The 23542-nt window shown below is 43.7% G+C and carries 17 protein-coding genes and 1 pseudogene; 13 read left to right on the forward strand and 5 right to left on the reverse strand.

Going from position 1 to position 23542, the window contains the following annotated elements; all coding sequences use genetic code 11:
- Positions 1-241 precede the first annotated feature (241 nt).
- Positions 242-1675, reverse strand: a complete 1434-nt coding sequence (locus KFO40_RS20770; protein ID WP_055236484.1) for a CCA tRNA nucleotidyltransferase — start codon at positions 1673-1675, stop codon at positions 242-244.
- 163 nt (positions 1676-1838) lie between these two features.
- Between KFO40_RS20770 and KFO40_RS20775 the strand changes: the two genes are divergently transcribed.
- Positions 1839-2675, forward strand: a complete 837-nt coding sequence (locus KFO40_RS20775) for a hypothetical protein (RefSeq protein WP_008024733.1) — start codon at positions 1839-1841, stop codon at positions 2673-2675.
- Between the two features lie 607 nt (positions 2676-3282).
- Here KFO40_RS20775 and KFO40_RS20780 read toward each other — a convergent pair.
- Together KFO40_RS20780 and ruvA are read right to left on the reverse strand one after the other, a co-directional pair.
- The gene (locus tag KFO40_RS20780; protein WP_211146763.1) at positions 3283-4275 is read right to left on the reverse strand and encodes a DUF3843 family protein; all 993 of its coding nucleotides are present in this window, start codon (positions 4273-4275) and stop codon (positions 3283-3285) included.
- Position 4276: 1 nt separating this feature from the next.
- Positions 4277-4879, reverse strand: coding sequence for a Holliday junction branch migration protein RuvA (ruvA, locus tag KFO40_RS20785; RefSeq protein ID WP_004314150.1), 603 nt, complete (start codon positions 4877-4879; stop codon positions 4277-4279).
- Between the two features lie 218 nt (positions 4880-5097).
- On the opposite strand from ruvA, the gene KFO40_RS20790 reads away from it, so the two are divergent.
- From KFO40_RS20790 to rpiA, 3 genes are all read left to right on the forward strand, one after another.
- Positions 5098-5997, forward strand: a complete 900-nt coding sequence (locus KFO40_RS20790; RefSeq protein ID WP_049702134.1) for a diaminopimelate dehydrogenase — start codon at positions 5098-5100, stop codon at positions 5995-5997.
- Positions 5998-6296: 299 nt separating this feature from the next.
- Positions 6297-6947 (forward strand): PAQR family membrane homeostasis protein TrhA, encoded by a 651-nt coding sequence (gene trhA / locus KFO40_RS20795; RefSeq protein ID WP_121960300.1) that lies wholly within the window; start codon positions 6297-6299, stop codon positions 6945-6947.
- 534 nt (positions 6948-7481) lie between these two features.
- Positions 7482-8183 (forward strand): ribose 5-phosphate isomerase A, encoded by a 702-nt coding sequence (gene rpiA / locus KFO40_RS20800; protein ID WP_118218454.1) that lies wholly within the window; start codon positions 7482-7484, stop codon positions 8181-8183.
- A 527-nt stretch (positions 8184-8710) separates the two neighbouring features.
- On the opposite strand, the gene KFO40_RS20805 is transcribed toward rpiA, so the two are convergent.
- Entirely contained in the window at positions 8711-8932 is a 222-nt protein-coding gene (locus KFO40_RS20805) for a carboxypeptidase-like regulatory domain-containing protein (protein ID WP_008024747.1), read from the reverse strand.
- 342 nt (positions 8933-9274) lie between these two features.
- On the opposite strand from KFO40_RS20805, the pseudogene KFO40_RS20810 reads away from it, so the two are divergent.
- Both KFO40_RS20810 and KFO40_RS20815 read left to right on the forward strand, forming a co-directional pair.
- A pseudogene (locus tag KFO40_RS20810) lies at positions 9275-12244 on the forward strand (SusC/RagA family TonB-linked outer membrane protein); the annotation flags it as partial.
- Positions 12245-12255: 11 nt separating this feature from the next.
- The gene (locus KFO40_RS20815) at positions 12256-13869 is read left to right on the forward strand and encodes a SusD/RagB family nutrient-binding outer membrane lipoprotein (protein ID WP_211146764.1); all 1614 of its coding nucleotides are present in this window, start codon (positions 12256-12258) and stop codon (positions 13867-13869) included.
- A 283-nt stretch (positions 13870-14152) separates the two neighbouring features.
- Here the strand turns inward: KFO40_RS20815 and KFO40_RS20820 are convergent, their stop codons facing one another.
- Entirely contained in the window at positions 14153-14551 is a 399-nt protein-coding gene (locus KFO40_RS20820) for a response regulator (RefSeq protein ID WP_004314143.1), read from the reverse strand.
- A gap of 118 nt (positions 14552-14669) precedes the next feature.
- Between KFO40_RS20820 and KFO40_RS20825 the strand changes: the two genes are divergently transcribed.
- The 7 genes from KFO40_RS20825 (at position 14670) to KFO40_RS20855 (ending at position 23500) form a co-directional block, all read left to right on the forward strand.
- Positions 14670-16307 (forward strand): ABC-F family ATP-binding cassette domain-containing protein, encoded by a 1638-nt coding sequence (locus KFO40_RS20825; protein ID WP_015531460.1) that lies wholly within the window; start codon positions 14670-14672, stop codon positions 16305-16307.
- 88 nt (positions 16308-16395) lie between these two features.
- Positions 16396-16977, forward strand: a complete 582-nt coding sequence (locus tag KFO40_RS20830; protein ID WP_004314141.1) for a zeta toxin family protein — start codon at positions 16396-16398, stop codon at positions 16975-16977.
- Positions 16967-17167 (forward strand): hypothetical protein, encoded by a 201-nt coding sequence (locus KFO40_RS20835; protein ID WP_004314140.1) that lies wholly within the window; start codon positions 16967-16969, stop codon positions 17165-17167. The genes KFO40_RS20830 and KFO40_RS20835 overlap by 11 nt, the downstream gene beginning before the upstream one ends.
- A gap of 17 nt (positions 17168-17184) precedes the next feature.
- The gene (locus tag KFO40_RS20840) at positions 17185-17595 is read left to right on the forward strand and encodes a DUF6769 family protein (protein WP_008024755.1); all 411 of its coding nucleotides are present in this window, start codon (positions 17185-17187) and stop codon (positions 17593-17595) included.
- Between the two features lie 85 nt (positions 17596-17680).
- Positions 17681-18916 carry an efflux RND transporter periplasmic adaptor subunit gene (locus KFO40_RS20845; RefSeq protein WP_211146765.1) on the forward strand — a complete coding sequence of 412 codons (1236 nt, stop codon included), beginning with the start codon at positions 17681-17683 and terminating at the stop codon, positions 18914-18916.
- 143 nt (positions 18917-19059) lie between these two features.
- Positions 19060-22158 (forward strand): efflux RND transporter permease subunit, encoded by a 3099-nt coding sequence (locus KFO40_RS20850; RefSeq protein WP_121960298.1) that lies wholly within the window; start codon positions 19060-19062, stop codon positions 22156-22158.
- A gap of 157 nt (positions 22159-22315) precedes the next feature.
- Complete coding sequence (locus KFO40_RS20855; protein WP_015531455.1) at positions 22316-23500, forward strand: TolC family protein; 1185 nt, start codon at positions 22316-22318, stop codon at positions 23498-23500.
- The last annotated feature ends 42 nt before the right edge of the window (positions 23501-23542 follow it).

Raw genomic sequence — 23542 nt, forward strand, 5'->3', positions numbered from 1 at the left:
AAAAACACATCAGCCACAAGCCCTGAAAGGGCGGAACCGTATACAATTATGCCCTTTCAGGGCGCAAATTCAGATTGCCGTTTTTACGTAGGGCGTTGCCCTACGCTATATAATTAAGCCCTTTCAGGGCACCCCGCAAAATTATCATTTAGTTCATTTCAGTACAGTTTTACTCCAATTCAACTACTGATTCGTATAAACCTGTGTTTGAATACTATAATATATCTGTTCCGTCCTTCTATCAGCGCACCGGCGTCAGCCCCATCTTCTTAGCCCGCTCGAGCATGAAAGCATGAGCAGCCTCATATTCGTTCGGAATCACTCCATCCAAGATAGCATCCTTTATAGCACTTTTCAGAACACCGACTTCACGACAAGGTTCCAAACCGAAAATCTCCATAATTTCTTCTCCACTCACGGGTGGTTGGAAGTTACGGACACGGTCTTTCTCCTCCAAATCCTTCAGTTTTTGTCGAACCAACTGGAAGTTATTCAGGAAACGCTGCTTACGTTCCATATTCTTGGAAGTAATATCCGCTTCACAGAGCATCATCAAGTCGTCAATGTCATCTCCCGCTTCAAAGAGCAGACGGCGTACAGCCGAGTCTGTCACCACATCATCCGCGATAACAATCGGACGCATGTGCAGGCTAACCAGCTTCTGCACGTACTTCATCTTCTCATTCATCGGCAACTTCATCTTGCGGAAGATATGCGGAATCATCTTTTCACCGATAAAATTATGATTATGGAACGTCCATCCCGCTTTCGGTTCCCAACGTTTCGTGACAGGCTTGGCAATGTCATGCAGCAAAGCAGCCCAGCGTAACCAAAGATTATCAGTCTTCTTGCTGATATTATCCAGCACTTCCAATGTATGATAAAAATTATCCTTATGCGAACGTCCGTTCCGTGTTTCCACTCCCTGCAAGGCAGCAAATTCCGGGAAAATCAACGGCAGCAAACCGCTACGTTCCAAATCAATAAAACCTTTTGAGGGAATCGGAGAAAGAATAATCTTATTCAGTTCGTCGGCAATACGTTCACGGGAGATAATTTCAATCCGTTCCTTATTCCGACAAAGCGATTCGAAAGTATCATCGTCAATGTAAAAGCCCAGTTGCGTAGCAAAACGGATGCAACGCATCATGCGTAAAGGATCATCGCTGAAAGTGATATCCGGGTCGAGCGGAGTGCGAATTGTCTTTTCCTTCATATCCTCCATGCCTCCGAACGGGTCTACCAGTTCGCCGAAACGTGCCTTATTGAGACATACAGCAAGAGCATTGATCGTGAAATCACGACGGTTCTGATCGTCTTCCAGCGTACCGTCTTCAACAATCGGTTTGCGCGAATCCCGTTGATAAGACTCCTTACGCGCACCTACAAACTCTACTTCCGTACCTCTGTATTTTACTTGTGCTGTCCCGAAATTCTTGAAAACAGAGACATGAGCACCACGTCCCAACCGTTTTCCAAGAGCTTCTGCCATTGCAATTCCACTTCCTACAACTACTACATCTATATCTTTAGAGGGACGTTGCAGAAAAATATCACGAACGTAGCCACCTACCACATAACACTCCATGCCGAGCGCATCGGCCGTTTCGGCTATCTGTCCGAAGATGGGTTCGCTAAAATGCTGCTTCAATTCCTCTTGAGTCAACTCTATCATTCTTTTTAGTTATAAGTTTTGAGGGGACAAAATTACAAAAATAAGGGATATATTTGTATTTTTGCCGCTAATAAAGTGAATGAAGAACAGAACGATGAACAGTGAATGACAAACGGACACTGCTTATTCATGTAAATAATAAAACTAGTAAATAGAATTTGTGATGAAAAAACTGATTATCCTCTTTTGTGGTACGCTGGCATTAGCTGCCTGCGGAAATGGCCTTGAGAAAAAAGCCAATGAAAAACTGATGGTTGCCAAGGCTGCCTACGAACGTGGCGACTATGAAGAAGCTAAGTTGCAAATTGACAGTATCAAGATTTTGTATCCCAAAGCGTTCGAAGCACGTAAGGCGGGACAGGCACTGATGCTTGATGTTGAAACAAAGACACAGCAAAAAACGCTTGCTTATCTGGATAGCGCCTTTCAGGCAAAAACGAAAGAATTCAACGCCATCAAAGACAAATTCACACTAGAAAAAGATGCCGAATATCAACAAGTAGGCAACTACCTCTGGCCTACACAAACCATTGAGAAAAACATGCACCGTTCGTACCTCCGCTTCCAAGTGAACGAGCAAGGCATCATGAGTATGACCTCTATCTATTGCGGTGCCGGCAATATCCACCACAACAAAGTGAAAGTGATTGCTCCTGACGGCAGTTTTGCCGAGACTCCAAGCTCCAAAGACAGCTACGAAACGACCGATATGAACGAGAAAATAGAAAAAGCTGATTACAAACTGGGAGAAGACGGTAATGTAATCGAATTCCTACATCTCAATAAAGACAAAAATATCCGTGTGGAATATATGGGCGACCGTACCTATAAAACAACGATGAGTCCCACCGACCGACTAGCCGCAGCCAATGTTTATGAATTAGCGCAAATCCTCTCTGCAATGGAACAGATTAAAAAAGAACAAGAGGAAGCTAACCTGAAAATCGGATTTATCAATAAGAAAAAAGAACGGAAAGCACAGGAGGAAATTACCGATTAATAAAAAGGAAACTCCATTTGGCAAAAAGAAAACGATCTGTGCGGAAATGAGATAAATGATTTTTTATTTTTAGACATAAGAACAAAAGAACATAAAGGCTGCGCTTTGAAAATTATTTTTGTTGCTTATTGAACTGCTATTTTATTTTTTGTTCTTTTGTTCTTCTGTCTGAATTATATTCCCATTTAACTAAAAACCGTCAAAAGAGAAGCTATTTAGCAGAAAAAACCATCGGTCAACAATAAAACTGACGGGAATAGTTGTTATTTTTCATAAACGACAACTATTCCCGTCAAATGTATAATAAGCCTCTTTATTCTCTGCGCGGGAGAAAAGGCGTTTCCTGGTATGGAGAAAAGGCGTAGTCTGCCATCATAAAACGGCGTTGCCTGGTAGGCAAAAACGGCGTAGCCTCCACATCCTTATTTTACTCTTCTATTCAATTGATTATTAGCCTTTTCCTGTTTTGATTTTCCAACCCGTTTTCCGGTTGTCTTCTTTTTACCGGCTGCGGACTTTGTCTTTCCGGCAAAGGGATTGTTATTTTTTTTGATTGGCATAGACAACACTTATATAAACAGTACTTATACCTTAATTCTTGTTCCTCTTATTCTCCTTCGTAATATTCGCCCAGAAACCAGCGAGCCACAAAATCCCAGTTTTCCTGCAACAGTTCTTTTCCATTCTCAAACGGGAACTGTGCTTCTGGCAACAGCTCATGTTCCATTCCATATTTCAACAAATCAAACGGGCACAAACCTTCTTCACAAAACAGCTCGTATGCTTCCTCTTCTGCCAGTTCAGCATTGTAGAGCGGGTTGCGTTTGTCCGCAAAATATGGGGCCACATCAGGCCCTATCAACAACCCTTTCGGATTGGCGAAAACCACGAAGTTATCAAACTCTTTTAAATCAGGCAACAGAGAATCTTCTTCATCCTCCCACTTCAATGATTGCACAAAGAAAAATTTCAGCGCATCGTAAGAGTCAAAGTACAAAAGCGGTTCACCTTTACTTGCTTCAAGGAAACGCTCAACGTTGGCAGGCATTTTTTCTCCCGGCAAAGCTATCGGCAGAGGCATTCTCTTCTTTTGCATCAATTCCGTTTCCAGCAACCAATCCGTCGCAAGGTAATCACTGATAGGAGCCAATTCGAACGCAGCATCCAAACGGTTGTATAATACATCTGCAAACTCCAGCAAATCTGCATCCATCGGATTCTCCACTCCGTCAAAATCATCACCGACCGGTGAATTGATTGCCCACAAAAGGAAAACAACATCTTCACGGTTGATTTCGTCCTGCAGATATTCGTCCGTCAACGTGTAGAAAGGCAGGTAACGTCCGTAGTTTTCCTGATGCCAGTGGATAAATTGACGCCAGTTTCCTCCGTCTGCCACGCAATCTTCCAAGTATAAGGCACACGTCAGAGCCACTTGCTTCTGGTCTTCTTCCATCTCTTTCCCACCATATATATACGATTCGGCCACCAATGGCAATAGCTGATTAGCGAAATCCAGATACCATTTATCCGTATTCACTACCTTTGCACGACCGTGAGCGTCCAGCCATGCCTGCATATAAATTTTCTGTTGTTTCATACTACAAACGTTTCAAAGCCAGTTTGATAACCTTTTCTACCGGAGCATCCGGTTCTTCCTTCAAGATAGCCAACACCACCTTTTGCGAAGGCGCGGCAGCAAAACCGAGCATTGTTAATGCAGACACCGCCTCTTCCTGCACTTCCGCATTGGCAGGTTGCAGCAACAGACCTGCGGAAGCACCTCCGCCGGCAGACCCACTCATCGTTTTTATCTTATCTTTCAGGTCGACAATCACCCGTTGCGCAGTCTTCAGCCCGATACCTTTCACCGTTTTCAGCATATTCGCGTTTTCGGTGCTGATTACGTTCACCAGTTCGGCAGGTGAGAGCGCCGAGAGAATCATACGTGCCGTGTTCCCCCCGATTCCGGAGACAGAAATCAATAATAGAAAAATCTCCCGCTCCTGCTTCTCGGCAAATCCGTAAAGCACATACGCGTCTTCCCGAATCGCCTCGTGAATATATAGCTTACAGTTTTTCTTTCCCTGAATAGCCGAATAGGTATTCAAGGATATATTGGCGGCATATCCCACCCCGTTACAGTCAATCACTGCGGTTGCCGGACTTAGTTCGGCAAGTTCGCCTCTAATATATTCTATCATAACAGGGACAAAGATAAAACAATTTCACCACAGAGGACACAGAGGCCACAGAGTTTTTTCGATGCAGCACATCACACCCTGATTTGCTTTCATGCGGACCGGTATTGCCTGCTAGTGAAAAAAAATAAAATATTAAAGCGAATGAACCAAAGTTAGTAGTAAATTGTTTACTTTTGCAAGCAAAAGAAAGAAATTTGTTCATTAAAACCAAGAAAAGAATGAAAAAAGTAAGAGCTGCCATCGTTGGTTATGGTAACATCGGACATTATGTACTGGAAGCGCTTCAGGCGGCACCTGATTTCGAAATAGCCGGAGTCGTTCGTCGTGCAGGAGCAGAGAACAAACCGGAAGAGTTGGCAAACTATGCAGTAGTAAAGGACATAAAAGAGTTGGGGGATGTAGACGTAGCTATTCTTTGCACGCCAACCCGCAGCGTTGAGAAATATGCAAAAGAATATCTGGCAATGGGAGTTAATACGGTAGACAGTTTCGATATCCACACTGGTATCGTAGACTTACGCCGCACACTGGATGCTGCTGCCAAAGAACATAAAGCCGTATCGATCATCTCTGCCGGATGGGATCCGGGAAGCGACTCCATCGTGCGCACCATGCTCGAAGCGATTGCTCCGAAAGGAATCACTTACACCAACTTCGGTCCGGGTATGAGCATGGGACACACAGTAGCCGTAAAAGCTATCGACGGGGTGAAAGCCGCTCTTTCCATGACTATTCCTACCGGCACGGGAATCCACCGCCGCATGGTGTACATCGAACTGAAAGACGGATATAAATTTGAAGAAGTAGCTGCTGCCATCAAAGCAGATCCTTACTTCGTGAATGATGAAACACACGTGAAACTCGTTCCGAGCGTAGACGCTCTATTGGATATGGGTCACGGTGTAAATCTCACTCGCAAAGGTGTATCCGGCAAAACACAGAATCAGTTGTTCGAATTTAATATGCGCATCAACAACCCCGCACTGACAGCACAAGTGCTGGTATGTGTGGCACGTGCTTCGATGAAGCAACAGCCGGGATGTTACACAATGGTAGAAATTCCTGTTATCGACCTTCTCCCCGGCGACCGTGAAGAATGGATCGGACATTTGGTATAATATATTTTATACATAAAATAAAAATTAAATAGAGAAAGGCGATACACCTTTCTCTATTTTTTTTCTTTGTGAAGATACTACAAAAAACACAATTATGAGGAAACTGTTCATTCCATCAACCACGACGGTTTCCAACTGGACACCGAGCATTGGGTACGCATCAAAATTTTAAAACCGTAGGGAGTATCATACGCCGATATTTCTTTAAAAAAAGAATAAGGCGAAGAAACGCTTTACGGAAAATAAAGTATCTTTGCGACTCAATATTTTTTGTGACTTAACAATTCAAAAAAGGAACATTGAAGAACAAACGATACAATAATATAGAAGAATGGGCAAATACCCTTAGTCATGGAATAGGTATTCTGCTTGGAATCGTGGCCGGATATTTATTATTGGAAAAGGCTTCCGAAAATATAGAACCGCAGTGGGCAGTTGCTTGTGTATCTGTCTACTTGGCGGGGATGCTTTCTTCTTATGTCAGTTCTACGTGGTATCACGGCAGCCGTCCGGGAAAGCTGAAAGAGCTGCTTCGCAAATTCGATCATGGAGCTATCTATTTGCACATTGCCGGAACCTACACTCCTTTTACCCTGCTCGTTCTGCGGCATGCCGGCGGATGGGGATGGGGAATTTTCGCTTTCGTCTGGCTGTCGGCTATCGCCGGTTTCATTCTTAGCTTCAAAAAACTGAAAGAACATAGCAATCTCGAAACGGCTTGTTACGTAGGGATGGGCGCCTGTATATTGGTAGCCATGAAACCTTTGTTAGACCATCTGGGAGAACTGGAAGCCACTACCGCTTTCTGGTGGCTGATTGGCGGAGGAGTTTCGTATATCGTGGGAGCTGTATTTTATTCGTTGCGCAAACCATATATGCATGCCACTTTCCACTTGTTTTGTCTGGGAGGCAGCATCGGGCATATCATTGCCATCTGGCTGATTCTATAAGGAATAGTAGGGACAAAAAAAAGGCTATCTATCCCAGACAGCCAATCTTTGTTAACCTTAAATCTAATACTATGAAAAACACAGTACAAAGATACGGACTTTTCGGTTATCTCCAAATTTTCAGGGCAAAGCAGCCTAACTTATAACACGGTTTAATAAAAAGCAGAGGTTCGTTAACGTTTAACGCAATAAAGTTAAAAATTAACGAATCGTTTATTAACTATTTAAATGATTGAATGATCGGACCAAGTAAAAATTGTTGTTGGCGAGTTCCCTGCTAAAAGATAGTGACGCTATCCGATACAAATAGCGACGCTATATGACAATGATACCGTCACTATCCCAAGCATATACCGTCCTATCTTTTCTACGTCAATCGGAGGGCTTACGTCCACTTATAGCATATACCAACAATGATTGTTGCCTGATCCGAATTATCTCTAAAGCCTCTCTCTAAAGTTGAAACAAACAAACAGATTCGCTAATTCGTTATATATAAAAGAGTAATTTAAAACAATTATAAAGCATAAATTTATGGACTGGGAAAATCATCTTATAAAGCACCTGCAATGGTCGGACTCCATTATCAACCGGGAAGCCAAAGAACACGTAGCCCGTGAAATTGCCGCCACGGCAAAAGACGGAGATGTGATAGGAGCCGGCTCCGGCTCTACAGTCTATCTAACTCTGTTCGAACTGGCGCGACGGATTCGTGAAGAGCACTTGCATATTGAAGTGATTCCCGCCTCTCAAGAAATCTCGATGACTTGCATACAGCTAGGCATCCCACAAACTATCCTTTGGAACAAGCGCCCCGACTGGACATTTGACGGAGCGGACGAAGTAGACCCGCAGCGAAACTTGATTAAAGGACGTGGCGGAGCTATGTTCAAAGAAAAACTGCTCATTAGAAGCAGCCGCAAAACGTTCATCATCATCGACCCCAGCAAGCGCGTCAATCAGTTGGGAAATAAATTTCCCATTCCGGTAGAGGTCTTTCCGGACTCACTAACTTATGTAGAGCATGAGCTGCAACGACTGGGTGCATCAGAAATCGTCCTGCGTCCAGCCCACGGCAAAGACGGGCCTGTCTTTACAGAAAATGGGAATTTCATCCTCGACACTCGTTTTAACTATATTGATTCTTCGCTCGAAGAACAACTCAAAACCATTACCGGTGTCATAGAGAGCGGCCTTTTCATAGGTTATGATGTCGAAGTTATCATGGCAGAGTAAAACAACGTAAACTGGAAAATCGCATTTTATAGAGATATGAATTAAATTTGTTCTAGTACAAATAAATATAGTATAGCTCTGTATCTATTTCATTTAGCAGAATTGAGTTGTACGACACCCGGGTGTCGGTATGTATGAGACCCGGGTGTCGTACAAGTTATTATTACAGTATCTTGCATTCTTCTTTACTATAAGTCATAACTCCAATCACTGTCAGACTATAGCATTTAATTTATAACCCACAAAACACAGATATTAAAACGTCATCAAACATATTTTTATTCAAAGCCGAAGATAGTTGAAATAATAGGGAAAATACTGGGAAATTCATTAAAAATTCGGGTAGAATATTACCCCCCCATCTCAAAATCAATGAGAAAAAGAGACTACTAAATAAACAAGAACTGATAAAGGAAATTTCAATAAAAGAAACCGGAAGAACCGGACAATTTGCGAAAATAGAAACAAAACATCTGAAAAACAATAAGATAGAAGAAGAAAACACGAAAAAACAGGAAGAAAAAAGATCAATAAGTCTTAGCAGAACTTGGTACATTTGCGATTGTAAACTTACCGTCAATATCAGTGATAGTACCAAGGGTAGTGCCATTCACCAATATTGAAGCACCTACGACAGGTTGTCCATCTTCTTCAGAAGTAACCAAACCGGTAACTCTAGATGTCTGCGCTGTCATCAGACCTATACCTATAAAAAGGAAGGTCATTAAGAACATCAATTTTCTTTTCATAAATTCTCTCTTAAATTTAACCTATAAACAGATTTTTTGTCTCTAACAGGTTGCAAAGATAACACTAATTATGACAAACCGGAAAAAGTGTTACGTATTTAACTAAAAAGTATTATTTTGCAAGCTCCCATCTAGTAAAAACCAACAAACTATAACTAGAAATATTCAATTTAATATATTTTAAAATAGAATTTCTATCATAAAGATAGCGTCTAAAAAGATATTTTCAAGATAAAAAGAACATTATTTCCTCCCAAATGGTATCTTTTTATCATTTTACATCTCCCGAAAGACTAAAGAACTATTAACAATGATGAAAACTGAAACGACCATGTACCAAGTTCTGCTAAAACTTTGCGCATTTCTTATGTAGGAATGATTTCGCAGGACGTTTCCATCAAACCGGGAGTAATAAAAGTCGTATTAAAAAGTGACGCAAAGGCACTGGATGAGGTTGTGGTGACAGCCATGGGTATCTCGCGTGAAAAGAAAGCACTGGGTTACGCCGTTCAGGACGTAAAATCAGATCAGCTGACGCAGGCTGCCAACTCCAATCTGGCAGGAGCGCTGCAAGGTAAAGTATCCGGTTTGGACGTTAAGCCTTCAAGTGGTATGCCAGGAGCTTCTTCACAGATCACCATCCGTGGTGCACGTTCCTTCTCGGGTGACAACACTCCGCTTTACGTTATCGACGGAATGCCGGTAACCAGTACGCCGGACGTTAGCACAGACATACAGAACAATGGTAGTGTGAGCGGAGCCGACTTCGCCAACCGTGCGGTAGATATCGACCCTAATGATATTGAAAGTATCAACATTTTGAAAGGACAGGCTGCTTCTGCACTTTATGGTATCCGTGCTTCTAATGGTGTGATTATCATCACAACCAAAAGTGGTAAAGGGCTGGAAAAAGGCAAACCACAGGTTAGCTTCTCTTCTAATGTCAGCTTCGATGTAGTCGGTCGTCTGCCGGAATTCCAGAAAACATACGCACAAGGTTCGGGTGGAGTATTCAGCACTACTTCGGGAACGTCTTGGGGACCTAAGATTTCCGAACTTCCAAACGACGCAACGTATGGAGGTAACACGGATAACGAATACACGCAGAAGTTCGGTAAGCAACAGGGAAAATATTATGTTCCCCAACGTGCAGCAGCCGGTCTTGACCCGTGGGCTACTCCACAGGCGTATGACAATGCAAAAGACTTCTTCGACACAGGAATCACCTGGAGCAATTCATTGAATGTAGCACAGATGCTCGAAAAAAGCTCCTACTCTATCTCATTGGGAAATACACATCAGGACGGTATTATCTCAAGCACTGGTATGGACAGATATAATGTAAAGGTTAGCGCCGACACCAAACTGACTAACAACTGGAGTTCCGGATTTACAGCTAACTATATCACTACTTCTATCGACAAGGCAGTGACTTCCGGTAACGGTCTGTTGAGAACGGTTTACGCAGCTCCTCCCAGCTATGATCTTGCAGGGATTCCAAGTCACGTAGACGGTAACCAATACACACAGAATTCTTTCCGTGGTAGCTTTGACAACGCTTATTGGGCGATGGACAACAACAAATTCACAGAAGATACCAACCGTTTCTTCGGAAATGTATACGCAAGCTATCAGACTGATTTCGGTACAACTAACCACAAGTTGAACGCAAAATACATGGTCGGCGTGGATGCTTACACCACTCACTATGTAGACAGCTACGGATACGGTAGTAACACGGGTGGCGGTCGCGGACAAATCGAAAACTACGGTTGGACGAACGCTACATACAACTCTTTGCTGACCATCAACTACGACTGGCGCATCAACGAGGACTGGGGATTGAATGCTGTATTGGGTAACGAAATTATCCAAAGTAACAGAAAGAAGTATTATGAATATGGTACGAACTACAACTTCCCGGGATGGAACCACATCAACAACGCCACTACTCAACAGACAGAGGAAGAGACGTGGAAAAACCGTACAGTGGGATTCTTCGGTAACGTATCGGCTTCTTACAAAAATATGCTTTATCTGACCCTCACCGGACGTCAGGACTACGTATCTAATATGCCACGCAACAACCGCTCGTTCTTCTATCCTTCTATTTCGGCAGGCTTCATCCTGACGGAACTGGATGCATTGAAAAACAATGTTGTTAATCACGCTAAATTGAGAGTATCTTATGCGGAAGTAGGACAAGCAGGGGATTTCCTCGAAAACTACTACTCAACTCCGACCTATGGAGGTGGCTTTTACACACTGACTCCGATCATGTATCCGATGAAAGGTACTACTGCCTATACTCCGTACTACACGATTTTCGACCCGAAACTGAAACCGCAGAACACACGTTCGTATGAAGTGGGTACTGACGTGAACTTCCTCGATAACTTAATCACATTCAGTTATACGTACTCACGCCAGAATGTAAAAGACCAGATTTTTGAAGTGCCTTTGGCTTCTTCTACCGGTGCCAGCAAACTGCTCACCAACGGTGGTAAGATTCATACCAACACGCACGAATTCACTCTCGGCTTCAACCCCATCCGGACGAAAAATATCAACTGGGATTTTGCATTCAACTGGACGAAGATCGATAACTACGTAGATGAACTGGCACCGGGTGTAGAAAATATCTCTCTGGGTGGTTATGTTACTCCGCAGGTACGTGCTTCGGCAGGTGAGAAATTCCCTGTTATCTATGGTGTAGGTTTCAAGAGAGATGAAAACGGTAATCGTCTGGTAGACGAAAACGGTCTTCCTATCGCTGGTGAAGCACAGGTAATCGGTAAGGTTTCTCCGGACTTCCTGATGGGTTTCAACACCACATTACGCTTATGGAAGTGTACAATCAGCGCAGTACTCGACTGGAAACAGGGTGGCCAGATGTACAGCAGAACAACCGGACTGGCAGACTACTACGGTGTCAGCAAGAGAACGGAAAACCGCGAAGGTACCATCATCTTCGACGGATACAAAACCGATGGAACTAAAAATGATATCGCTATCACAGGTGCAAACGCACAACAGGTATTTTACAGCCGCCTGAACGATATTGACGAATCTTCTGTATATGACAATTCTTTCATCAAACTGCGTGAAGTGGCTGTCAACTACAAAATTCTTCAAAAACGTTCGATAGAACTTTCTGTAAACGCATTTGCCAGAAATATCCTGATCTGGGCTCAATTGCCTGACCTCGATCCGGAAGCCAGTCAGGGTAACAACAACATGGCAGGAGCATTTGAAGATTATTCAATGCCGCAGACAGCTAGTTTCGGCTTTGGTTTCAACATTAAATTTTAATCTGCAAGACAATGAAAAAATATAAATCAATAGGAAAATTGCTGGCAGTTTCTTTCTTGACTGCTGCCATTGCTTCTGCTTGTACGGAAGACGCAATGGATAAAATCAATGAAAACCCTAACAATCCTCTGGATGCGCCTGCTAAATTTTTGATTACAGACTTAGGGGTAAGCACTGCATTCAGCACTGTGGGAGGGGATTTCTCGCTCTATTCTTCTGTTTACATTGAACACGAAACGGGTATATCCAACCAGCTTTACCGGGCGGAAGTACGTAGCGGAGAGCCTACAACGGCTACTACCTACAACAACGCATGGATCAACGTGTATTCAAATATCAAGAACGCTAAAATCGTTATCAAGAAGTGTGAAGAAGATCCTTCGGAAAAAGGAAACGTAGTGACGGAAGCAATTGCTAAAATCCTGCTCGCTTACAACGGAGCAGTGGCTGCCGATGTATTTGGAAATACACCGTACAGCCAGACTGGTATCCTCAATCCGGACGGCACACCAATGTATATGCAGCCCAAAATAGATACGCAGGAAAGCATTTATCAGGAAGTGATGCAGAATCTGGATGATGCCATCACTCTGCTGAATAACGGTACTGCCAAAGATGCAGGTCTGTCCGGCGCAGTCGGTTCTAAAGACTTGATCTACGGTTCAAACACCAGTACTCAAGCAAGTATGTGGCTCAAGACAGCTTATGCGTTAAAAGCACGCTATACAATGCGTCTGCTCAATAAAAGTGCCAATAAGACAACTGATCTTCAGAACATTCTTACTTATGTGAGCAAATCATTTGCTAATGCAAGTGAAGAATGTAAACTGGCTGTTTATGACGCTGATTCGCAGTTGAATCCGCTTTGGTCATTCAGCTATAGCCGTAACAGTTTGGCAGCCAGTGCCAGTCTGATTGAAAAGTTTGTTGAGCGCAATGACCCCAGAGCACCGCAAGCATTTCTGGAGCCCGATCCCACCGGCTATATTGCTTATGGATACGGAGGTACGCAAGCTACAGACATCGCAAGTATCAAAGCAGCTCCTAACGGAACCCCGCAAGAGTTGCAGAACAATTATGGTATGTCAATGATATCATGGGCAATGTCGGCTCCGACTCTTTTAATCAGTTATCATGAAGTGAAATTCCTCGAAGCAGAAGCATTATGCCGCTTGGGAGACAGACTGGATGAAGCTAAGAGTGCTTTAAAAGCTGCAATCACTGCCGGATTCGAGAATCTGGAAAACTCAATTATAGATGCCGCTGACACTTGGGTAGCTGATGGCGACAGTGATTTGGGTGCAGATGTAGCAGAAACCTATTTCACGGATGAAGTAGAACCGTTATTCGATGCCAACCCTCTGCAAGAGACAATGATACAGAAGTATCTCGCCTTCTTCGGTGCATCCGGCGAATCACTGGAAGCCTATAACGACTACCGTCGTTTGAAAGGTGCAGGAGAAAACTTCATTGTACTGAAGAACCCGCTGAACAACAATAAGTTCCCATTGCGCTTCGGTTATGGAGCAGACGACGTATTGGCAAATCCTGAAGTGAAAGCTGCTTTCGGTGATGGCCAGTATGTATATAGCGAAGCTGTCTGGTGGGCCGGCGGAAACAAATAATGAACTTAAAATCTCTCAAAGGAGAGACTTTACATAGAGTCGTTTCTGTACTCTAACAAATTAACAGAGGCGAACAAAAATAGGCCAACCGTGAGGTTCGCCTATTTTATTTTATCCAATTTCATCAGATGAATGCTCAAATAATAATAGAGAAAAAGGAATATTCAACGGCATCTTTTACATACCATTTTTCTACCCGACCATACTCTTTTCCTACTTTATTCCGTATTTAACGTTTAAGCACCTTTTAAATAAATTAAAAAAATTCCCGTACCAATCAATTTCACCACTGCAAATCGGGTAGATATTTGCTTAAAGTAGTGCGGAGAATACTCAAAGTAATAGGTTTCACCAACACTTCAGTTGCTCCTGCGTTCATTGCGTTTTCCTTATCCGAGCTGAAAGCATAAGCTGTCTGCATGATAATAGGAATTTCGGTATTAGACTCACGAATTATCTTCGTTGCCTCCAACCCGTTCATCACCGGCATCTTGATATCCATCAGCATTGCTTTGGTTCTTTCCTGATGCTGTTGAAACAACTCCACCATTTCCTGCCCATTTTTAGCCCACTCGATATCACACTTTTTGCCTATGATAGCCTTGATTAATTTAAAGTTGCTGTCATCGTCTTCAGCTACTAAAATTAAGGGTCTGAATTCATTCATTTGTTCGCTTTCCATATCGCTTATATATTGTTTTTTTATCTGTTTTTTGAGATTAATCTCCCTTTTCAGCCCGCAAGTTATAAAAAAGATTCATATATTTCGCTATCTTTGCGCCTCAATTTAAAAGAATAGTATGATTTCTGTTGACGGACTAGCCGTAGAGTTTGGCGGCACTACTTTATTTAGTGATATTTCTTTCGTAATTAATGAAAAAGACCGCATCGCACTGATGGGTAAAAATGGGGCGGGAAAAAGTACGCTGCTGAAAATTTTGGCAGGCGCACGACAACCGACACGTGGAAAAGTTTCCGCGCCCAAAGATTGCGTAGTAGCCTATCTGCCTCAACATCTGATGACGGAAGACGGAAGAACAGTGTTTGACGAAACGGCACAAGCTTTTTCACATCTGCATGAAATGGAAGCGCAGATTGAAAAACTGAACAAAGAGCTCGAGACACGGACGGACTACGAGAGCGACAGTTACATGGCGCTGATTGAAGAAGTGTCTGCCTTGAGCGAGAAGTTTTATTCGATTGACGCAACTAATTATGAAGAGGATGTGGAAAAGGCATTGCTCGGATTAGGGTTCACCCGGAGCGATTTTCAACGCCAGACGAGTGATTTCAGCGGTGGATGGCGGATGCGCATCGAGCTCGCTAAGTTGCTGTTGCAGAAACCGGACGTACTCTTGCTCGATGAGCCGACGAATCATCTGGATATTGAATCTATTCAATGGTTGGAAGATTTCCTTATTAATAACGGGAAAGCAGTTATCGTAATCAGCCACGACCGCAAATTCGTGGATAATATTACAACACGCACCATCGAAGTGACGATGGGACGTATTTATGATTATAAGGTGAACTATTCCCAATATCTGCAACTGCGTAAGGATCGCCGCGAACAGCAGCAGAAGGCATACGACGAGCAGCAGAAGTTTATTGCTGAAACGAAGGAGTTCATCGAACGATTCAAAGGAACATATTCAAAGACGTTGCAGGTACAGAGCCGCGTCAAAATGCTGGAAAAGCTGGAATTGCTCGAAGTCGATGAGGAGGATACTTCTGCATTGCGACTGAAATTCCCGCCTTCACCCCGTTCGGGCAGTTATCCGGTTATCATGGAAGGTGTTGGAAAGGCATACGGAGAGAAAGTGGTGTTCCGCAACGCTAACCTGACGATTGAGCGTGGTGATAAAGTAGCTTTTGTCGGTAAAAACGGTGAAGGTAAATCTACACTCGTGAAATGTATCATGAAGGAAATCGAACATGACGGTACACTGACTCTAGGACATAATGTACAAATCGGATATTTCGCTCAAAATCAGGCTTCGTTGATGGATGAAAACCTGACGGTTTTCCAAACGATTGACGATGTAGCCAAAGGGGATATCCGAAACAAGATTCGTGATTTACTGGGTGCCTTCATGTTTGGTGGTCCCGAGGAATCAATGAAGAAGGTGAAAGTACTTTCGGGTGGGGAGCGTACCCGCCTTGCCATGATTAAATTGCTGTTGGAACCTGTCAACCTCCTGATCCTGGATGAGCCGACGAATCATCTGGACATGAAAACGAAAGATATCCTGAAACAGGCATTGCTGGATTTTGACGGCACGCTGATTGTTGTTTCACACGATCGTGATTTCCTCGACGGACTGGTGAGCAAGGTGTATGAGTTCGGTAATCAAAAGGTGACGGAACATCTTTGCGGCATCTACGAGTTCCTCGAAAAGAAAAAAATGGATTCGTTGCAAGAACTGGAAAAGAAATAATAAATAATAAAAAGAGGGTATCGGCTGCAGGCAGAATAAAAGTATTTGTATATTTGCAACATCATTTATAACAGGCAGTTAGAAAAAAATGGATGAAACAAGGCAGTTATACATTATAAGCGGATGTAACGGAGCTGGTAAAACAACAGCTTCCTACACTGTACTGCCTGAAATTTTATTATGCAAAGAGTTCGTTAATGCGGATGAAATCGCCAAAGGTTTATCACCGTTCAATCCGGAAAGTATGGCTATAGAAGCCGGCCGTCTGATGTTGAAACGTATTAATGAACTATTAGCTGCTAAAGTAAGTTTCTCTATTGAAACAACATTGGCAACCCGTTCATACACCCGGCTCATTCAAAGAGCACAAAATGCCGGATATAAAGTCAGCTTGATTTATTTCTGGCTGAATTCTCCGGAACTTGCCGTCAACCGTGTGTTACAACGGGTCAATGAAGGGGGACATAATGTACCGATGGACGTTATCTACCGCCGATATCAGGCAGGCATTAACAATCTGTTTCAGATTTATATGCCGCGTGTAGACTATTGGCTGTTAGCCGATAACAGTATTTCTCCTCGAGTAATTGTAGCCGAAGGTTACCAACATGGCGAGGATCGAATATATGAACTTGAACTTTTTAAATGCATCAAGAATTATGTCAAATAATGAAATGCAAGAATTGAGCGATAAATTACGACGCGGCCTTCAGCTGGCAGAAAAGCGATTGCTGGAAAAAAATGCTCGCAATGGTAAACTCCTTAGTCAGGGAACACCAGATGGAAAAGTAATTTATGTATCAGCAACAGAATTGCTGGAACGTTTGCAAGAAAAAGAAAAGGAATCAATAAAAAAATAAATTCTCTAAAAGAAAGGATGAAAGGGAAGAAACGAATAATAGTAACTCTGCTGTTTTTAATCAACATTATAATGTTGGTGGCAGCCGTTATTCCCCATCACCATCACCCCAACGGAATGATTTGCATGAAGCAGGACTTGCCTGTAGAACAGCAATGTCCCACGCATCATCATCACCCGGGAAACGATTCATGTTGCAGCAGCGAATGTATGACTCGTTTCTACTCTCCCACTCCATCCGTACATACGGATAGCGGACCGGATTATGTATTCATCGCTACCCTGTTTACGGATGTAATCATCGAACATCTATTACGGCCACAAGAGAGACGGATTAAGAACTATTACGTCTACCGAGACTCTCTGCATGGCACGGATATACACCGTGCCACTCCTCTTCGTGCCCCTCCCTACTCTGTTTTTGCGTAAAAGCGTAAATGCAAATCAGTTGCATTTGCGTTACCTTATCTTTGTAGCGTAAAAAAACAGTAAAATTTAGTAGGAAAATATCATTATGAAAAAACTTATTTTCGTAGGAATCCTAGGCTTATTCGTGCTGGGTTCCTGTAATAATAGTACCGTCACACACACACACAATGAACACGATCATGCCACGGAAGGACATAATCACGAGGCAGAGGGTTCCGATCATTCTCATGAAGGCGAATGTAGCGGAGAACACAACCATGAAGCGGCCGATAGACATAACGAGTCTGCCGAAGCGCACAGTGATGAAATCATCCTTCCTAAGGCAAAAGCTGAAGCAGCCGGTGTCAAGGTGAGCGTTATCGAACCTGCACCTTTCCAGCAAGTGATTAAAACCAGCGGACAGGTGCTGGCTGCCCAAGGTGATGAATCGGTTGCCGTAGCTACAGTGGCCGGCGTTGTATCTTTCCGTGGAAAAGTAACGGAAGGAATGAGCGTCGGCAGCGGCACGCCGCTAGTCACGATTTCTTCAAAGAATATCGCCGACGGTGATCCGGTACAACGTGCCCGCATTGCCTACGAGGTATCTAAGAAGGAGTACGAACGTATGAAAGAGCTTGTTAAAAACAAGATTGTATCTGACAAGGATTTTGCACAGGCAGAGCAAAGTTATGAAAATGCCCGCCTTAGTTACGAAGCCCTTTCCAAGAATCATTCGGCTATCGGCCAAAGTATTACAGCTCCTATTGCAGGATATGTGAAAAGCATTCTTGTGAAAGAAGGTGACTACGTGACCATCGGACAACCGCTGGTGAGCGTGACGCAGAATCGTCGTCTTTTCCTCCGTGCCGAAGTGTCGGAAAAGTATTATCCATACCTCCGTACAATCAGTTCCGCCAATTTCCAGACTCCTTATAATAATCAGGTGTACGAACTAAAAGCTTTGAACGGCAAACTTCTCTCTTTTGGAAAAGCTGCCGGAGACAACTCTTTTTATGTGCCTGTCACTTTTGAGTTCGACAATAAAGGGGAAGTGATCCCCGGATCATTCGTAGAGGTGTTCTTGCTTTCTTCAACGATGGAAAACGTTCTTTCTCTCCCACGCACGGCACTGACAGAAGAACAAGGTATCTTCTTTATCTACCTGCAACTGGACGAAGAGGGTTATAAAAAACAGGAAGTAACGATAGGAGCCGACAACGGTAAAAGTGTTCAGATCCTGACCGGAGTGAAGGCTGGCGACCGTGTAGTGACCGAAGGTGCTTATCAGGTTCGACTGGCAAGCGCTAGCAATGCCATCCCGGCACATAGTCACGAACATTGATTAAATGAAGAATTAGAAATGAAGAATGAAGAATTTGGCTGCGCAATAATTGGTATATGTTTATTGCACGTGCTGCATAGTCATTCTTAATTCTTCATTTCTAATTCTTCATTCTTCATTCTTAATTCTTAATTCTTAAAGAAATGCTTAACAAAATTATACATTACTCCCTACACAACCGGTTGGTTGTAGTCTGCGCGGCCATCCTCCTGCTAATTGCGGGAACGTATACCGCCATGCATACGGAAGTAGACGTATTCCCCGACCTGAACGCACCTACGGTAGTCATCATGACCGAGGCCAACGGTATGGCTGCAGAAGAAGTTGAACAGCTCGTCACTTTTCCTGTTGAAACTGCCGTAAACGGAGCTACGGGTGTACGCCGTGTCCGCTCTTCTTCTACCAACGGATTTTCCGTTGTCTGGGTAGAATTTGATTGGGGAACCGATATTTATCTCGCTCGCCAGATTGTTAGCGAGAAGTTAGCAGTGGTCAGTGAATCACTGCCGGTCAACGTTGGTAAACCGACACTCGGCCCACAATCTTCCATCTTGGGCGAAATGCTCATCGTCGGTCTGACTGCCGACTCCACTTCGATGCTCGATCTTCGTACGATTGCGGACTGGACTATCCGTCCCCGTCTATTGTCTACCGGAGGAGTGGCACAGGTTGCCGTACTCGGAGGAGATATCAAAGAATATCAGATTCAGCTGGATCCCGAACGGATGCGTCATTACGGCATTTCGATGGGAGAAGTGATGGCTGTGACACAGGATATGAACCTGAACGCAAACGGAGGTGTGCTCTACGAATTTGGAAATGAATATATTGTACGCGGTGTACTTTCTACTTCTAAAACAGAACAACTTGGCAAAGCGGTAGTAAAGACAGTGAATAACTTCCCCGTCACGCTGGAAGATATTGCGGACGTAACCATCGGACCGAAAGCCCCGAAACTGGGAACTGCTTCAGAGCGTGGAAAATCTGCCGTACTGATGACTGTTACCAAACAGCCGGCTACCAGTACGCTGGAACTGACGGATAAATTGGAAGCATCTTTGAAAGACCTGCAAAAGAATCTGCCACCGGACGTAAAAGTTTCAACGGACATATTCCGTCAAAGCCGCTTTATCGAAAGTTCCATCGGCAATGTGAAGAAATCACTCTTTGAAGGAGGTATTTTTGTAGTAATCGTACTCTTCCTGTTCCTAGCAAATGTGCGCACTACATTGATTTCATTGGTAACACTGCCTCTTTCCCTGCTTGTTTCGATTCTGACACTACACTACATGGGACTGACAATCAACACCATGAGCCTCGGAGGTATGGCGATAGCCATCGGATCATTGGTAGACGACGCCATCGTCGATGTGGAAAACGTGTATAAACGACTGCGGGAGAACCGTCAGAAAGCAAAAGCGGAAAGGTTAAGTACACTCGAGGTGGTATTCAATGCTTCGAAAGAGGTGCGGATGCCTATACTTAATTCTACGCTGATTATCGTTGTCAGCTTTGTACCGTTGTTCTTCCTTAGCGGAATGGAAGGCAGAATGTTGGTTCCGCTGGGCGTTGCCTTTATCGTGGCATTGTTCGCGTCGACAGTAGTTGCTCTGACGCTGACTCCGGTGCTCTGTTCTTATCTATTAGGAAGCAATAAGACAAACAAGGAACTGAAAGAAGCTCCCCTTGCCCGTTGGATGAAAGGGGTTTACGAAAAGGCACTGACTTGGGTGCTGGCACACAAACGAGTGACACTTGGAAGTACAATCGCACTCTTTGTGGTTGCGCTCGGAGTGTTCTTTACACTCGGACGCAGTTTTCTTCCTTCCTTTAATGAAGGATCGTTCACCATCAATATTAGTTCTCTACCGGGTATTTCACTGGAAGAAAGCAATAAAATGGGACATCGGGCAGAAGAGTTATTGATGACGATTCCCGAAATACAAACCGTAGCCCGGAAAACGGGACGTGCCGAACTGGACGAACATGCATTAGGGGTAAACGTTTCTGAAATAGAAGCTCCGTTTGAACTGAAAGATCGTTCGCGCAGTGAACTGGTAGCTGATGTACGTGAAAAGTTGGGTACTATCACCGGGGCAAATATAGAAATCGGACAACCAATCAGCCACCGTATCGACGCTATGTTATCGGGTACGAAAGCGAATATCGCTATCAAGCTGTTCGGAGACGATCTGAATAAAATGTTCTCACTCGGTAATCAAATTAAAGGAGCTATCAGTGATATTCCCGGTGTTGCCGACCTGAACGTGGAACAACAGATTGAGCGTCCGCAGCTGAAAATACAGCCTAAACGGGAAATGCTGGCTAAGTTCGGTATTACTCTGCCGGAGTTCTCGGAATATGTGAACGTAGCTTTGGCTGGAAAAGTGATCTCGCAGGTTTATGAGCAAGGCAAGAGTTTCGATCTGATCGTGAAAGTGAAGGATGATGCCCGGGATGAAATAGAAAAAATCCGCAACTTGATGGTAGACACGAATGACGGTCGCAAAGTTCCTTTGAGCTATGTAGCAGAAGTGGTATCGGCCATGGGACCAAATACGATCAACCGCGAGAATGTAAAACGTAAAATTGTGATTTCTGCCAATGTGGCCGACCGCGATTTGCGTAGTGTTGTAAATGATATTCAGAAACGCATCGACACATCGGTGCAACTGCCCGAAGGCTATCACATTGAGTATGGCGGACAGTTTGAAAGTGAACAGGCTGCCAGCCGGACACTGGCGCTGACTTCATTTATCAGCATCGTAGTAATCTTCTTATTATTGTATAATGAGTTCCGCAGCGTGAAAGAGTCGGGCGTCATCTTGCTGAATCTTCCGCTGGCACTGATCGGTGGTGTATTTGCTTTGGTGATTACAACAGGAGAAGTCAGTATTCCGGCTATCATCGGTTTCATTTCCTTGTTCGGTATTGCAACGCGTAACGGTATGTTGCTCATCAGCCACTACAATCATCTGCAAAAGGAAGAAGGTTTGAATGTGTATGATAGTGTGATCCGAGGTTCTCTCGACCGTCTGAATCCGATTTTGATGACGGCATTGTCTTCTGCACTGGCACTGATTCCATTGGCGCTCGGTGGCGACTTGCCGGGTAACGAAATTCAAAGTCCGATGGCAAAAGTGATTTTAGGAGGGTTATTAACGTCTACTTTTTTGAACGGTTTTATCGTTCCGATTGTTTATCTGATGATGCATCGGAAAAAGGCCCAGGAAAGCCTGTAGCGGGTGATGTTTTTCCTCGGTGAGGAAACCATCGTTCCCCGGTGAGGAACCAAGTGTTTCTCGGTGAGAAACGGGTCGTTCCTCGGTGCCAAACAAATAGATGCCTTATCATAAAGTATCTATCAACAATAGCTTGTAATAAATAAAGAAATTAGAAATGAAACAAATCATGACCATAAGCGCTGCACTTCTTTTCTTAACCATAGGCGAAGTGCAAGCCCAAAACGGAATTGAACAGGTATTGAAGAATATCGAAACGAACAATAAGGAGTTGCAGGCAAACGAGCAACTGATTACTTCGCAGAAGCTGGAAGCTAAAACGGATAATAACTTGCCTGATCCTACTCTTTCTTACGCACATCTATGGGGAGCGAAAGATAAAAGCGAAACAATCGGCGAACTGGTTGTTTCACAAAGCTTTGATTTCCCTAGTTTATATGCTACACGCAACAAGTTGAATCGTCTCAAAGCCGGAGCTTTTGACAGTCAGTCGGATGTTTTCCGTCAAGAGAAGCTGTTACAGGCGAAAGAACTTTGCCTGGATATTATCATGCTTCGTCAGCAAAAGCATATTCTGGAAGAACGCCTCCGCAATGCGGAAGAACTTGCAAAGATGTATGCCAAGCGTCTTCAAACAGGAGATGCAAATGCTCTCGAAACCAACAAAATCAATCTGGAACTGTTGAATGTCAGAACAGAAGCGTCTCTGAACGAAACAGCACTCCGCAACAAACAGCAGGAGCTGAATACGCTGAATGGTAATATTCCGGTAGTTTTCGAGGAAAACCAATATCCGGCTATACCTTTCCCTACTGATTATCAAATATTGAAGTCGGAAGTCATGGCAACGGACCGTACTCTTATGGCACTCGGCAACGAAAGTCTTGTTGCCCGTAAACAGATTGCTGTCAATAAATCACAATGGCTACCCAAACTGGAACTCGGCTACCGCCGGAACACAGAAACAGGCGTACCTTTCAACGGTGTAGTGGTAGGTTTCTCTTTCCCACTTTTCGAAAACCGGAATAAGGTAAAAATCGCTAAAGCACAGGCTCTTAACATTGACTTGCAAAAGGATAATGCTACCCTGCAAGTAGAGTCCGAATTGGCACAGCTTTACCGGGAAGCGAAAACACTGCACGCTTCGATGGAAGAATACAGCAAGACTTTCCAGTCGCAACAAGATCTGTCACTGCTGAAACAGGCTCTGACAGGTGGACAGATTAGTATGATTGAATATTTCGTTGAAGTTTCTGTCATCTATCAAAGCCATCAAAATTATCTGCAACTGGAAAATCAGTACCAGAAAGCAATGGCACGGATTTACAAGAGTAAACTATAAATAGTACATAAAATCCTTTAGACATGGATTACGCTGAACATA

It is taken from the genome of Bacteroides sp. 1001302B_160321_D4, from assembly GCF_015667765.1.
Classification (GTDB): Bacteria; Bacteroidota; Bacteroidia; order Bacteroidales; family Bacteroidaceae; genus Bacteroides; species Bacteroides xylanisolvens.